This window comes from Pseudomonas sp. ICMP 561 (genome assembly GCF_002699985.1).
Taxonomy (GTDB): domain Bacteria; phylum Pseudomonadota; class Gammaproteobacteria; order Pseudomonadales; family Pseudomonadaceae; genus Aquipseudomonas; species Aquipseudomonas quasicaspiana.
The window spans coordinates 58803-72668 of sequence record NZ_LKBT01000004.1 but is presented as its reverse complement, the minus strand read 5'-3'; the positions used below and the strand labels follow the sequence as shown (position 1 = coordinate 72668).

Annotated in this window: 14 protein-coding genes and 1 tRNA gene; 10 read left to right on the top strand and 5 right to left on the bottom strand. The window is 56.0% G+C overall.

The genetic code is table 11. The features are described 5' to 3' along the window. Nucleotides 1-104: 104 nt before the first annotated feature. The 4 genes from AO242_RS04895 to AO242_RS04875 all read right to left on the bottom strand — a co-directional run bounded on the left by AO242_RS04895 (nt 105) and on the right by AO242_RS04875 (nt 3528). On the bottom strand, nt 105-365 hold the full coding sequence (locus AO242_RS04895) for a DUF2164 domain-containing protein (protein WP_099267897.1): 261 nt from the start codon (nt 363-365) through the stop codon (nt 105-107). A gap of 5 nt (nt 366-370) precedes the next feature. Then, nucleotides 371-1009: an imidazole glycerol phosphate synthase subunit HisH gene (hisH, locus tag AO242_RS04890; RefSeq protein WP_027898919.1), complete on the bottom strand. Its 639-nt coding sequence runs from the start codon at nt 1007-1009 to the stop codon at nt 371-373. Next, entirely contained in the window at nt 1009-1602 is a 594-nt protein-coding gene (hisB, locus tag AO242_RS04885) for an imidazoleglycerol-phosphate dehydratase HisB (protein ID WP_027898918.1), read from the bottom strand. The genes hisH and hisB overlap by 1 nt, the downstream gene beginning before the upstream one ends. A gap of 264 nt (nt 1603-1866) precedes the next feature. Then, on the bottom strand, nt 1867-3528 hold the full coding sequence (locus AO242_RS04875; RefSeq protein ID WP_027901316.1) for an OFA family MFS transporter: 1662 nt from the start codon (nt 3526-3528) through the stop codon (nt 1867-1869). A 255-nt stretch (nt 3529-3783) separates the two neighbouring features. On the opposite strand from AO242_RS04875, the gene AO242_RS04870 reads away from it, so the two are divergent. From AO242_RS04870 to AO242_RS29265, 10 genes are all read left to right on the top strand, one after another. After that, the gene (locus tag AO242_RS04870; protein WP_099267896.1) at nt 3784-4182 is read left to right on the top strand and encodes an acetyl-CoA sensor PanZ family protein; all 399 of its coding nucleotides are present in this window, start codon (nt 3784-3786) and stop codon (nt 4180-4182) included. Nucleotides 4183-4290: 108 nt separating this feature from the next. Further along, complete coding sequence (locus AO242_RS04865; protein ID WP_099267895.1) at nt 4291-6510, top strand: AsmA family protein; 2220 nt, start codon at nt 4291-4293, stop codon at nt 6508-6510. A gap of 217 nt (nt 6511-6727) precedes the next feature. After that, on the top strand, nt 6728-7795 hold the full coding sequence (gene mutY / locus AO242_RS04860) for an A/G-specific adenine glycosylase (RefSeq protein WP_099267894.1): 1068 nt from the start codon (nt 6728-6730) through the stop codon (nt 7793-7795). Next, nucleotides 7792-8064, top strand: a complete 273-nt coding sequence (locus AO242_RS04855; RefSeq protein WP_027901312.1) for an oxidative damage protection protein — start codon at nt 7792-7794, stop codon at nt 8062-8064. The genes mutY and AO242_RS04855 overlap by 4 nt, the downstream gene beginning before the upstream one ends. A 101-nt stretch (nt 8065-8165) precedes the next feature. Beyond that, nucleotides 8166-8241 (top strand) — tRNA-Phe (locus AO242_RS04850). A 203-nt stretch (nt 8242-8444) separates the two neighbouring features. Further along, nucleotides 8445-8939 carry a hypothetical protein gene (locus AO242_RS04845; protein WP_099267893.1) on the top strand — a complete coding sequence of 165 codons (495 nt, stop codon included), beginning with the start codon at nt 8445-8447 and terminating at the stop codon, nt 8937-8939. Between the two features lie 63 nt (nt 8940-9002). After that, nucleotides 9003-9743, top strand: a complete 741-nt coding sequence (locus AO242_RS04840; RefSeq protein WP_176560570.1) for a DUF1828 domain-containing protein — start codon at nt 9003-9005, stop codon at nt 9741-9743. 255 nt (nt 9744-9998) lie between these two features. Next, complete coding sequence (locus tag AO242_RS04835; RefSeq protein ID WP_099267891.1) at nt 9999-10481, top strand: hypothetical protein; 483 nt, start codon at nt 9999-10001, stop codon at nt 10479-10481. Nucleotides 10482-10705: 224 nt separating this feature from the next. Continuing rightward, on the top strand, nt 10706-12238 hold the full coding sequence (locus tag AO242_RS04830) for an amidase (RefSeq protein ID WP_099267890.1): 1533 nt from the start codon (nt 10706-10708) through the stop codon (nt 12236-12238). 596 nt (nt 12239-12834) lie between these two features. Next, nucleotides 12835-13212 carry a hypothetical protein gene (locus AO242_RS29265; RefSeq protein ID WP_141562184.1) on the top strand — a complete coding sequence of 126 codons (378 nt, stop codon included), beginning with the start codon at nt 12835-12837 and terminating at the stop codon, nt 13210-13212. Between the two features lie 49 nt (nt 13213-13261). Here the strand turns inward: AO242_RS29265 and AO242_RS04825 are convergent, their stop codons facing one another. Then, on the bottom strand, nt 13262-13789 hold the full coding sequence (locus AO242_RS04825; protein ID WP_099267889.1) for a hypothetical protein: 528 nt from the start codon (nt 13787-13789) through the stop codon (nt 13262-13264). Nucleotides 13790-13866 lie beyond the last annotated feature (77 nt).

Here is a 13866-nt window from a genome sequence, read left to right as displayed (position 1 = left end):
TTTTTCCTTCGTCAAAAGAGCCACAAGCTGCAAGCCATAGGCTGCAAGCATGCGTACCCGACAATTCTTGCAGCTTGAGGCTCGTCGCTTGAAGCTGCTTCTATTCAATTCTTCTCGAGCGCCCACAAATCGCTTTCGATGCTCTCGAACCTCTCTTTGAGGTGCTGCTGAACATCGAAAATCGCTCGATTGTAATAATGCGGGGCAATCTCGCTGGTAAAGAACTCAAGCACCTCGGCGACTTCGAATGACCCAAGTTCCAGTTCGAAGCGCTGAGAGAACAGCCGCTTGAGCTTGTCGATGGCCTGCTGCTCGTGCTCGGGGCTGAGCGTCAGGATCGGCGGCTTGCTTTTACCCTTGGCCATAACGATTACCAGCGACCGTCCCACGCGGCGAAGTTCTGCAGCAACTGCAGGCCATGGGTATGGCTCTTCTCCGGGTGAAACTGCACAGCAAAGCGCGAACCGTCAGCCAGCGCTGCGGCGAAGTCGACGCCGTAGTGGCCGCGACCGACAACCTGACGCTGATTGGCCGCGTCGATGTAGAAGCTGTGCACGAAGTAGAAACGCGCCATGTCCGGAATGCTGTGCCACAGCGGGTGATCCACTGCCTGCGCAACTTCGTTCCAGCCCATGTGCGGCACTTTTAGGTGCGCGCCGTCTTCATGCAGATCCTTGCCGAAGAACTTCACCTGGCCAGGGAACATGCCGATGCAATCCACGCCGCCATTCTCTTCACTGCTGTCGAGCAACGCCTGCATGCCAACGCAAATACCGAGAAACGGCCGATCCTGGCTGACTTCACGCACCAGCGAATCGAAGCCCAGCCGACGGATTTCAGCCATGCAGTCACGAATCGCGCCGACACCGGGGAATACCACGCGGTCGGCTTCACGAATCACATTGGCGTCGCTGGTGATGTGCACCCGGCCAGCGCCAACATGTTCAAGCGCCTTGGCGACCGAGTGCAGGTTGCCCATGCCGTAATCGATGACTGCGACTGTCTGCATCAGAGCACACCCTTGGTCGAAGGCATTTGCCCGGCCATACGATCATCCAGCTCAACCGCCATGCGCAGTGCACGACCGAAGGCCTTGAAGACGGTTTCAATCTGGTGGTGAGTGTTGGTGCCACGCAGGTTGTCGATGTGCAGCGTCACATTGGCGTGGTTGACGAAGCCCTGGAAAAACTCCTGGAACAGGTCCACATCAAAGCCGCCCACAACAGCGCGGGTATACGGCACATGCATTTGCAGGCCCGGACGCCCCGAGAAGTCGATCACTACACGCGACAACGCTTCATCCAGCGGCACGTAGGCATGGCCATAACGACGGATGCCTTTCTTGTCGCCGATAGCTTTGCTGAAAGCCTGACCCAGAGTGATACCGACATCTTCCACCGTATGGTGATCGTCGATCTCAAGGTCGCCTTTGCAGTTGATATCCAGATCGATCAGCCCGTGACGGGCGATCTGGTCGAGCATGTGCTCAAGAAAAGGCACGCCGATATCGAATCGGGCCTTTCCGGTGCCATCCAGGTTGATCGAAGCGTTGATCTGGGTTTCCAGAGTATTACGCTCGACGTACGCCTTACGTTCGGCCATCACCAGCTCCGCAAAATCATTGGGCGAAAAAGGCGAGCATTATAGGCCCAGAACCGGCTGGCATGAAGCAAACAGAAGAAGGGAAAGAGAGAAGACGACGAATTACGGTTCGCCGAGGTGAATAAACGGGCAAATCACACCCCTGTTGGAGCGAGGCTTGCCCGCGAAGAACGATAACGGGATCGATCTGACGTACCGAGGCGACCGATTCGCGGGCAAGCCTCGCTCCAACAAATACCGGAACGAGGATGCCCTTAAGCCAGATTAGTGGAACAACACCGCAGTCTTCTGCAGAGTGATCCAGACGCCCCACGCCAGCGGGATGCCTACAGCCAGCCAGGCGGCGATAGCCAGTGGCTTGCTGCCCGGATCGGCTTTCCACTCAAGAACAGTGGTGTGATCCGCGCCTTTGTCCATACCGTAGGATTGCTCGACAGCCAGTTCTTCATCAGTCATGAAGTACTTGTCGGCCACCGGACGAACCAGCAGGTTGCAGATGAAGCCCAGCACCAGCAGGCCAGCCAGAATGTACAAGGTCATATCGTAAGCATCGGCACGGGCAACGCCGTGGCTCAGCTGATATTCACGCAGGTAGTTGACCAGAACCGGACCGAGGATGCCCGCCGCAGCCCAGGCAGTCAGCAGACGACCGTGGATGGCGCCAACCATTTGCGTACCGAACAGGTCAGCCAGGTAAGCCGGAACCGTCGCGAAACCACCGCCGTACATCGACAGGATCACGCAGAACGCGGCGACGAACAGTGCAACGCTGCCCATGTGGCTCAGGCTTGGCACCAGTGCGTAGAGCAGGAAGCCCAGAGCGAAGAACACGAAGTAAGTGTTTTTACGACCCAGGTAGTCCGAGAACGAAGCCCAGAAGAAGCGACCACCGATGTTGAACAGACTCAACAGACCGGTGAAGCCCGCAGCGATGGCAGCGATCTGGCCCAACTGAACAGCATCAAGCTGGTTGAACGCCAGGTCGAGGCCCAGCAGTTTACCGGCGAACACTTCCTGCAGCAGCGGCGAAGCCATGCCGAGAATACCGATACCTGCCGAAACGTTGAGGCACAGCACCAGCCATACCAGACGGAATTGCGGCGTTTTCCAGGCCACACTTACGTGTACATGACGGTTGGTGATCATCGCGTTGCTGGCTTTCTTGACCGGTGCGGTCCAGCCTTCTGGTTTCCAGCCGGTTGGCGGAACACGGTAGGACAATGCGCCACCGATCATGAAGATGAAGTAGATCACCGCCATCACCACGAAGCTCTGCCAAACGCCCACGCCTTCAGGCGAAGCGAAATGGTTCATCAACGCTGCGGCCAGTGGAGCACCTACCATCGCGCCGCCACCGAAGCCCATGATCGCCATGCCGGTAGCCATACCGCGCTTGTCCGGGAACCACTTGATCAGGGTCGAAACCGGCGAGATATAGCCCAGCCCGAGACCGATACCGCCGATCACCCCGGAGCCGACCCACATCAGCCATATCTGGTGGGTATAAATCCCTAACGCAGATATCAGCAGACCACCACACCAGCACAATGCCGATACAACACCGGCCTTACGCGGGCCTGCGTGTTCCAGCCAGCCACCCCAGATGGCAGCCGAACAGCCCAGGAAGATGAAGAACAGGGTGTAGATCCAGCCCAGCATGGAGATGGGCCAGTCGCAGGCAGACGAGAAAATCTGTGCGAAGAAGCTCATGTCAGGTGCACAGGCTACTGGAGCCTTGATGCCAACTGCCTTGGACAACGGCAGCCAGAACACGGAGAAGCCATACGCCATGCCGATGCACAGGTGGATAGCCAATGCCGCAGGTGGTACGAGCCAGCGGTTGAAACCCGGCTTGGCGATGATGCGCTCTTTGGACAAGAACGCAGGCTGTGCGGGTGAACCGCCCAACGCAGTGCTTGTACTCATTGTTATATCCCCAGAAAAGATGCTCACAAGGTGTCGACGTTCCACCCACAGCCTCCGTGCACGCAGGCAACGACCGTTTTATCGGCAGAGTTCCCGAATACGTGACAAATAGACGCACCGGATTAACGAACGGCGCGAGATTATCACCTGTCAATTAAAAAAAGGCGTTTTGACATCACTTTTTTTGACGCCAGCGCTTTGCCTCTTGTATTTAGGGCACAATCGCCGGTGCCGCCCGTCGCCAGAGGACATTTCATGCCTATCGTCGTTGAGTTTCTCCAGTCGGCCACCTATCAGGATCAAGCGGATTTGCAGAAGATTTACCGGGACGCACCCTCCTGGTTGTTCACGCCTTTTGCTGACGCGGTGCAACTGATCGAAAGCTGTCTTGAGGAAAATGCGCTCGTCGTTGCTCGCTTCAATGACCGGCTGGTGGCTGCCGCCCGACTGAAACGTCACGAGGTGACCTGGGAGCTGTCGCACTTATGCGTGCGTAGCCCGACGCGCCGGAGAGGTTTTGCCGAACAACTGATCAGCGAGGTGCAAAAGTCGGCCCGACAGTCCGGCTGCGAGCTACGCTTGCTGGCAACCGCCGAACCTCCCGAAGTCCAGGCTCTGGCGGCCAAACTTCAGATGTCGCTTGTGCTCTATTAGCCGAAAAAGCTGAACAGGGTAGCGCTTGAGGCATCCAAAGCCCTGCACCTGCGTCAGGAGGTTATACTCGCGGGCAAATTTTAAACGTTCGAATACAAGGACTCGCCCATGAAAGCGTTCGGCAAAATCCTGGGACTTTTTGTTCTCGGGCTGTTGCTGATCATCGTGGCTCTCGGCTTTGCCCTGACCCATCTGTTTGATCCCAACGACTATAAAGACGAGATTCGCCAACTGGCCCGTGACAAGGCGCACGTTGAACTGACACTCAACGGTGATATCGGCTGGAGCCTGTTCCCCTGGCTCGGCCTTGAGCTGCACGAAGCCAGCGTCGCGACCTTGAACAACCCGACCAAGCCCTTTGCCGATTTGCAGATGCTGGGCCTGTCCGTTCGTGTACTGCCGCTGTTGCGTCGCGAGGTGCAGATGAGCGACGTCCGCGTTGAAGGCTTGAATCTGAGCCTGAGCCGTGACGAAAACGGCCATGGTAACTGGGAAGACATTGGTAAACCGGCCACCTCCGATGTAGCCGCGACCACTCCCCCAGTCGATGGTGAACAAGCTCCGGCAGCCAAACCGGACAAGCCTTCCCAGCCGATCAAACTTGATATCGACAGCCTCACCGTGAACAACGCCCGGGTGGATTACGTCGATGCGAGCAAAGGTCAGTCGTTCACTGCCGAAAGCATCCAGCTCAGCACCGGCGCGGTGCATGAAGGCGCTGACATTCCGATCAAACTGACCGCATTCCTTGGCACCACTCAACCCGTGATGCGCGCCAAGACCGAACTGGTTGGTCAACTGCGTCTGGATCGCGCCCTCAAGCGCTACCAGTTTGGCGACATGCGTTTGTCCGGCGAAGCATCGGGCGAGCCATTGCAGGGCAAGACGGTAACTTTCGCTGCACAAGGCCAGCTCTTGGTTGATCTGGCGGCAAACGTCGCTGAATGGACCAACATGAAGTTGTCCGCCAACCAGCTGCGCGCTCTCGGCGAGTTCCGCGCCCGCGACCTGGACAAAACACCGCAAGTCAGCGGCGCAGTGTCCGTTGCACCGTTTGACCTGCGGACGTTCCTCGACAGCGTTGGCCAGCCACTCCCGGCCATGGCAGAAGGCAGCCTGAGCCAGGTGGGCATGATCACCCGCATCAGCGGCACGCCGAACAGCGTGGCACTTGAAGAGCTGAACCTGAAAGTTGACGACAGCACCTTCACGGGTCGTGTCGCTATTGAAGACTTCGCCAAACAGGCCCTGCGCCTGCAACTCAAGAACGACACCTTCAACGCTGATCGCTATCGTCCCGCGGAAAGCGAAGAGAAAAAAGGCGCGAGCGCGGCACGCAAGTCTGAAGTACAGAACAGCGAAGCTGCTGCCGTTGCTGGCGCGGGCACTACGCCGCTGCCTGACCAGCCGACAAAAGCCGCCTGGAGCACCGCCAAACTGCTTCCTCTGGAGCGTATGCGTAAGCTTGATGTAGACGCCGACATCAGCTTCGGAGCTCTTACTGTCGAGAAGCTGCAAATCCAGAATGCCATATTGAAAACCCAGGCCCTGAATGGCGAGGTCAAGGTCGACAGCCTGCGCGGCGATCTCTACGGCGGCAACTTCGAGGTCAAGGGCAATCTTGATGTGCGCCCGGACCTGCCGCTGCTGAGCCTGCAGACGCGAGTCGACAAGGTCCCGGTCGAACGTTTCCTGCAAAGCCAGGATCAAAATCCGCCCGTCAGAGGCTTGCTGACCCTCAACAGTAATCTGACTGGCAAAGGCAACAGCGAAAAAGCCCTGATCGACAGCCTGAACGGTACGGCCAGTTTCATGCTCACCAACGGCGTGCTGGTTAACGCTAACCTTGAGCAACAGCTTTGCCAGGGCATCTCGATACTGAACCGCAAAACACTTAGCGGTGAACCTCGCGGCAAAGACACGCCTTTCAAGCAGCTCAACGGCAATCTGGTGTTCCGCAACGGCGTGGCCAACAACCCCGACCTAAAGGTCCAGATTCCGGGCCTGACCGTCAACGGCAATGGCGATGTGGACCTGCGCGTGTTGGGCATGAACTACCGCGTCGGCATCATCATCGAAGGCGACAAAACCGAAATGCCCGACCCGGCCTGCGAAGTGAACCCTCGCTACGTCGGAATCGAGTGGCCCGTGCAGTGTCGCGGACCGCTGGAACTGGGCGCCAAGGCTTGCCGTCTCGACAAGGAAGGCCTGGGCCAGATCGCCGCGAAAATGGCGGGTGACAAGATCGGCGAGAAGATCGAAGAAAAACTCGGCGACAAAGTCAGCCCGGAATTGAAAGACGCCCTCCGCGGACTTTTCAAACGTTGAGTCACAACCTGCATGAATTCGCGCGGTGTCCCTGACATCCAAGAACCGTAGGACCGGCTTTAGCCGGGAGAGCATTGTTCCTGACGAAGGATATGTTGTGAATGATGCGCCGCTCTCCCGGCTGAAGCCGGTCCTACGGAATTTCGTCTACGGTGTCCGGGACAAAGTGGCAGTTCCACTAGACATTACCTCCACATAATTTCTCATCGGATCAGCAATGCAACCCGAGCAATTTTCCAGCGCTGTGCTTGATTGGTACGACCGCCACGGGCGACACAACCTGCCCTGGCAGCAAGGCATCACGCCGTATCGGGTATGGGTGTCGGAAATCATGCTGCAGCAAACCCAGGTCAGCACCGTCCTGAATTACTTCGACCGTTTCATGGATGCGCTGCCAACCGTGCAGGCATTGGCCGAAGCGCCCGAAGACGAAGTGCTGCATCTGTGGACCGGTCTGGGCTACTACACCCGGGCACGCAACCTGCAGAAAACCGCAAAGATAGTGGTTGCCGATCACGACGGCGAATTCCCGCGTGACGTGGAAAAACTGATCCTGCTGCCCGGCATCGGCCTGTCCACTGCCGGGGCCATTGCCAGCCTGAGCATGGGCCTGCGCGCGCCGATCCTCGACGGCAACGTCAAACGCGTTCTGGCGCGTTTTACAGCGCAAGAGGGTTATCCGGGCGAACCGAAGGTCGCAAAACAGCTGTGGGCCACCGCAGAGCGCTTCACGCCACAGGCAAGGGTGAACAACTACACCCAGGCAATGATGGATCTCGGCGCCACGTTATGCACTCGCAGTAAACCGAGCTGCCTGCTGTGCCCGCTGGAATCAGGTTGCGAAGCGCATTTGCTGGGTCTGGAAACTCGCTACCCCATCCCCAAGCCGCGCAAGGAAGTTCCGCAAAAGCGCACACTCATGCCAATGCTTGCCAACCGCGACGGCGCGATTCTGCTTTATCGCCGCCCGTCTACAGGGCTGTGGGGTGGTTTGTGGAGCCTGCCGGAGCTGGATGACTTCGACGACCTTCAGCATCTGGCAGTGCAACACTCGCTGGAGCTGGGCCAACATCAGGAGCTCCCAGGGCTGGTCCATACTTTCAGCCACTTCCAGTTGAGCATCGAACCGTGGCTTGTCAGGGTCGAGGAGTCAGCTCATCACGTGGCCGAGGCCGACTGGCTCTGGTATAACCTCGCCACCCCGCCGCGCCTGGGCCTTGCCGCCCCGGTGAAGAAGCTGCTGAAACGCGCAGCCGACGTATTGAACGCAGGAGAGTCGTCATGACCCGCACCGTAATGTGCCGTAAGTACAAAGAAGAACTGCCTGGCCTGGAACGCGCCCCTTACCCAGGCGCCAAAGGTGAAGACATCTTCAACCACGTCTCACAGAAAGCCTGGGCCGACTGGCAGAAACACCAGACCCTGCTGATCAACGAAAAGCGTCTGAACATGATGAATGCCGAAGATCGCAAATTCCTCCAGACCCAGATGGACAAGTTCCTGTCCGGCGAAGAATACGCGCAGGCCGAAGGCTACGTTCCCCCCGAGAAATAAAGCGTTTCAAGCAGTGCGGGTCGTAAGCGACGGTAATAATTCAGATTTTTTTAAAAACATGCTTGACGACCCCCTGAAAAACACGTCTAATGCGCCCCGTTGCCCAGATAGCTCAGTCGGTAGAGCAGGGGATTGAAAATCCCCGTGTCGGCGGTTCGATTCCGTCTCTGGGCACCACTAATTGATTTCAGGTGGTGCCAGCATCACCTGAAAAATAAAGAAACCCGCCTAGTGCGGGTTTTTTTATGGCTGCGGTTTGCTGCCTGTAAATCGTAAAGCCTCACTCCTGCTCCCCCCTGCCTCTTCCCCTCAAGCCCTCCTCACCCTATCGGGAAAAGCCACACGCCAGAAACGGAATGGACTGACAGCAAAATCCGGTCGTGCTCCGTATTCTGCTGGCCAGATTCATCGTCGCGCAATTCACCAAGCGAGGATCAAGCTGCAACCAACTATCGATATCGGTCCAGAGCATCAAAGAAATGGATGACATTGAGCTAATCAGGCTGCGCAAATCCTATGCAGGCGAGCTTTCATTTGAGGGGAAGGAGACCAACCTTGCCTTCAAGGTAATAGCGTTCCGCCCGGTCGATGAAGAGGGGTTGAGCATTCCGGGCCTGACCGTTGAAATCCACTTGCGAGTGGGCCTGACTGCGGACCGGTGCAAATATACGTTCACACTGTTCCGGCTGAGCAGGCAGAAAAAGCGGCGCATCTACCAATTGGAAGTCGTGCCAAAAGCAAAGCGATCACACAATGGGCCGCCACGGCTGTTTGGCCCGCACGAGCACCTTGGAGAATCCAGAATCCTGCCTGTACAAAGCGATATGGACTGCACAAACTACGTCGGATGGCTGGAGTTTTTTGCACTAGAGTGAATCTCGCATTGGACGCGACGATGCCCTTCCCATTTGGTGACGATAATGGAATGTAACTGGCTGATGAATAATCTGGGTTTTGAATGCAGGTCTGTTCAGGGACGGCATCACGGATCTGTGCTCGAGGTCGACACGTCATTCTCATTCTCAGATGGTGAGCCGGTTGCCTTCTACGTAATTGAGCACGGCAATGCGCTGGTGCTTAGTGACAACGGCGACACGCTTGCGCACCTGACGGGGGTTGGCCTTGCTGTCGGCGACAAGCGTCGCTGGGCATCAATTCGTAACCGACTCGAGCTTTTCGAGATGGGTATCAGTGACGACGGAGAGATCAAGGCGTCCGGCCCCAAGGATGATGCATCCAGGCTTATAGCTCGCTACCTTGAGGGCATTCTTTCTGTCATTAGCTATGAGAGGGAGTCGCTCTGCGCACCGGTTGACACCAATACCTTCATTGACGAAGTCGCGATGCTGTTACGCCTATGGAAACCGAACGCGAAGCTAACGCTAAATCCCAAGGCTCGAGGCATGTCCCAACGCGAACATCACTTTGATTTCCAACTCGACAACTTACTGGTCGATGCCATCAACCCGAACGCTAACGCCACAGGCGGCGTGATGCGCAAAGCCGGCGATGTCATCAGCAGCCCATACTCCGGCGGTCAGGATCTATTGGTCATAATTGACGACCGGATTGACAGGGCGCTAGCCACTACGGAATGTGGAATCGTTTCGTCGCTAGTGAAAGCTGTTTTGTTTACTGACCTTGAGAAAAGAGGCCCCTCCTCAGAGGCGCAGCACTAAAGACCGGACTAGCAAGCTCCCGCTCAATAAAAGCGGCTGACGCACCTCGCGACGAGGTAACACGCCTTCAACCGGATAGCTTCAGTCGATACCCCCGACGTGCTGTGGTCGCTCTTTAGGGGAATGAACGTCAGCACCTCCAGCACCGAGCCTCTCTGCGTGCGGGTGCTGTAAAAAACACAGACCTTGGTGATTCACACAGTTCTGCGCTTCAATAGCGGCCTGTCATCACTCGCCGCAACAGGACTCATGCTCATGGCTTCGCCAGATAAACAGCAAAAACGCGCCCAACGGGCGAAAGCCAAAGCCAAGCAGAACCGCTCGCAAAAGCCGGGCAAAAAAGTCGTGCACCCGATCTTTGCATCGCCGTTGGTTGACCAGCCTTTTGATGACGTTGAAATCGACCTGAGCACGTTCGACTTCAAGGACATCGTGGAAAACGGCTTTGACCCGGCCGACTTCGACGACCTGTTCCAGACCATGAAGCAAGCGCAGTCCATCAGCCAATTGGCAATGTGCGCCGTGTTCCTGCAATACCCGGTTCTCGCGCTGGTCATTGCCGAGGAGGACGAAGAGCAAGCCACTGACTTCATGATGGGTCTGCTGATCACCTACCGCGCCCTTTTCCACGATGAAGACGAAGATGCCGCCATCGAATGGATCGGCAGCCCTGCCTTCCAGGCTGATTACAACGAAGCGTCGCGGTTGTTGATGGTGCGAGACCAGAAGGCTTCGTGATACCCCGCCGCCTCGTAGGAGCGGCTTTAGCCGCGAGCAGCATCCACCTCCAATAATGGATGTAGCGTTGCAGACGAAGTCCTCCCGGCTAAAGCCGGTCCTACGAAGCAGTGCAGCACTAGCCCATGCCAAAACAGCAATAAAACATTCGAAAACTTGAAATTGTGGCAAGCCTCGGTCTGCTCTAGATTCGAGGCAACAATCACTGTTGCCAGGTATCTCGAATGCCCCGTCCTGATGAGCTTGTGGAAAAAACCGCCGTTGAGTTGCGCCGCCTGATTGGCAGCAAGCAGATTTCCCCTGTGGAATTGATGGACGCGTGCATCGAGCGCATCGAGCGGGTCAACCCTTACGTCAATGCGGTCACCGCCACATGCTTTGATCAAGCCCGGCAACAGGCTCGTGATGCGGAGCAGGCGGTGCTTTCGGGTCAACCCTTGGGTTTGCTGCATGGCTTGCCCATCGGCATCAAAGATCTGGAAGCCACTGCAGGACTGTTGACCACCTACGGGTCACCTCTCTATTGCAATAACGTCCCGGCCAAAGACAACACGCTGGTTGCGAGACTGCGTGCGGCCGGAGCCATTGTCACCGGTAAGACCAACGTGCCGGAAATGGGCGCAGGTGCCAACACCCGTAATGACGTATGGGGCGCCACAGGCAATCCGTTCAACCCTGAACTCAATGCAGGAGGCTCATCCGGTGGCTCGGCTGCTGCACTGGCCACCGACATGCTGCCGTTGTGCAGTGGTTCGGACACGGGCGGCTCATTGCGCATCCCCGCAGCGAAATGCGGAGTAGTGGGCCTACGCCCCTCTCCAGGCCTCGTACCCAGCGAGCGCCGTCTGTTGGGCTGGACGCCCATCTCGGTCGTTGGCCCTATGGGACGCACCGTGGCTGACACCCTGCTGCAACTGCAAGCCACGGCCGGTTTCCACGTTAGCGAACCGCTGAGCTACGAGGTCGATAAAAACCTCTTCAGCGCGCTGCCAGACGTTGACCTTGGCACCTTGCGTGTCGGTTACACCGAAGACTTCGGCTGCTGCGACGTGGATGACGATATTCGTCAGGTGTTCCGCCGCAAAATCGACGCTTTGCGACCGTTGTTTCGCAGTTGCGATGAAGTGCAGATGGAGCTTGGTGAAACGGATCGTTGCTTCGATGTTTTAAGGGCTGAAAGTTTTGTCGCAGGCACTCGCGACGCATATCTGCGAGATCCGAACTCCCTGGGCGAAAACCCGCGCGCCAACTACGAAATGGGCATGCGCATGACCCTGGAAGACTGCGCTTGGGCCGCCACGGAACAGACCAGAATCTATCGCCGCTTCCAGGCGCTGTTCGAGGACTACGACCTGATCCTGTCGCCCACCACGCCTGTGTCGCCCTTCCCTTGGCAAGACCTTTACCTGAAGAGCATCAATGGCAAAGAGCTGGCGAATTATTACCGCTGGCTGGCCCTGACCTATGTCGTCACGCTGGCGACCAACCCCGCCCTGTCGCTGCCCTGTGGCGTTGACCACAAAGGCATGCCATTCGGCCTGCAAGTAGTGGGCGCATTCCGCGCTGACGCCTATCTGCTGGCGTGTGGAGAACAGATCGAGCGGGCGACCGAGAGCAACCCGGAGCTGCAGCGCCCCAAACCGGACATCAACCAGTTGGTACAGAGCCGGATTGACCTGAAATCCATCGTCACGGCGCCGCCGCTGGCTTCGGGAGAGAGAGGGACAGTGAGCACAACCGAGGCGTCATCGGTTTAAACATTGAACCTGTAGCTGACGAAGGCTGCGATGGCGTTGTATCAGGAGAAATGCTTCGCAGCCTTCGGCAGCTCCTACAAAAAATGCATTTCAACCCATTGATTTGCATTTTGCTGAATGAGCTTGCTCGCGGTAGCGTCAATTCAGGCGATAAATTCGTCGACCAAGGAACCAAATCACGAGCTACGGCTGACTGCCAGCACAATTCCCGTGGGAGCGAATTCATTCGCGAAGGGGCTGGGACATCCGCAGCCTCTGTGCCACCTGAAATATAGCTTCCCCGAATAAATTCGGTCCTACCAGTCCTTCGCTGTACCAAACAAATAAGTCACGACTAATGTCAGCCTGCAAAGGCCACTTTCGCGTGCGCACTATCCTTTCGGATAAACTTTCAGTTTAAGGGTTGATTTTCTAATCAGAAAAAGATTACGTGCAGTCACACCTCAAAAACGGAAAAGAATAAATACATATAAGAAACATCCTACAAATAACGCTTCACATCAAAGAACCTTCCTACCTGCGGAATAAATTTCCCGCGCGGATTCGTTCGATTTCAATAACACAGCATTAACTAACTTATATTAAACGAGAAAATCATGAAAAAGACATTATTGGCATCCCTTATCATTCTGGCACTGGCGTCACAAGCTGAAGCTGCGTGCCTGACTATCAGCAATCCTTACTCGGGTTTTATCCCTGCAAATGACACCATAGTTTTCTATGGACCGGTCACAATCTCTAACGGACCGACCTGCCGTTCGGTTTTGATCGTATCCAGGGTTCGATCCGCAAATGGAGGTTTTGCCCCGGTGATGCGAATTGAAAAACTGGAGAATGGACAGTGGCGACCAATCGCTGAATCTTCCGGTGGATATATCTCGCAGGTAACGACCGCGGGCACCTTCAGGGTTAAACATCAGAACCATCATGAAACCCCTTGGGCCTACAGCGGCAGCATAGCCATAACACGATAACTGCCTGTCAATGCGCCGTCGCTCAGGCAAAGGCGCATTGATCTGCAGATCATGCTTGCTCATTTATTGAGGGGAGTTTATGTGCAGTTTTCACGAAATAGGAGAGTGCGGCGACTATATGATTCGCATTGGCAATGCCACTCAAAATTCGACCATACGCCTTGTCGCCCTTCAGCCCTTCTGTGGCAGCAAAGTCAATTTGCCCCTGGAGCTTCTCGTAGACCAAAGGGATTGCATTGAACTTGACATCCAGGTTACGAGATCTTCCGTCAAATCCTGAATCCTCATTCCCTTCAGCCAGAAAAAAATAAGCGCTTACATCGTTAAAGCCCAACTTATTGAGGCCCGCACACAAACTACTCAGCTCTCGTGTACTGATTGAAGTCATGTCCAGCCCCTCGAGAAGCGACTTTAGACCGTCGAGATCCACAATCCCGACATTCTTCATGATTTCTCGCGCCGCCTCGTCATCATTTACCGTGTATTCGTTTTCTACCATCTCTGGTTGTTTTATTTTGAATACATATTCCATTGGCACATAGGTGATTGAACCCGCACCGCTGATATTAATAGCCATCTTCATTTCCTTTTTGAGACAGATCAATATCTATATCGGCAAAAGAATGAAGCAGGCGCAGTTATGTATCAGCCAAT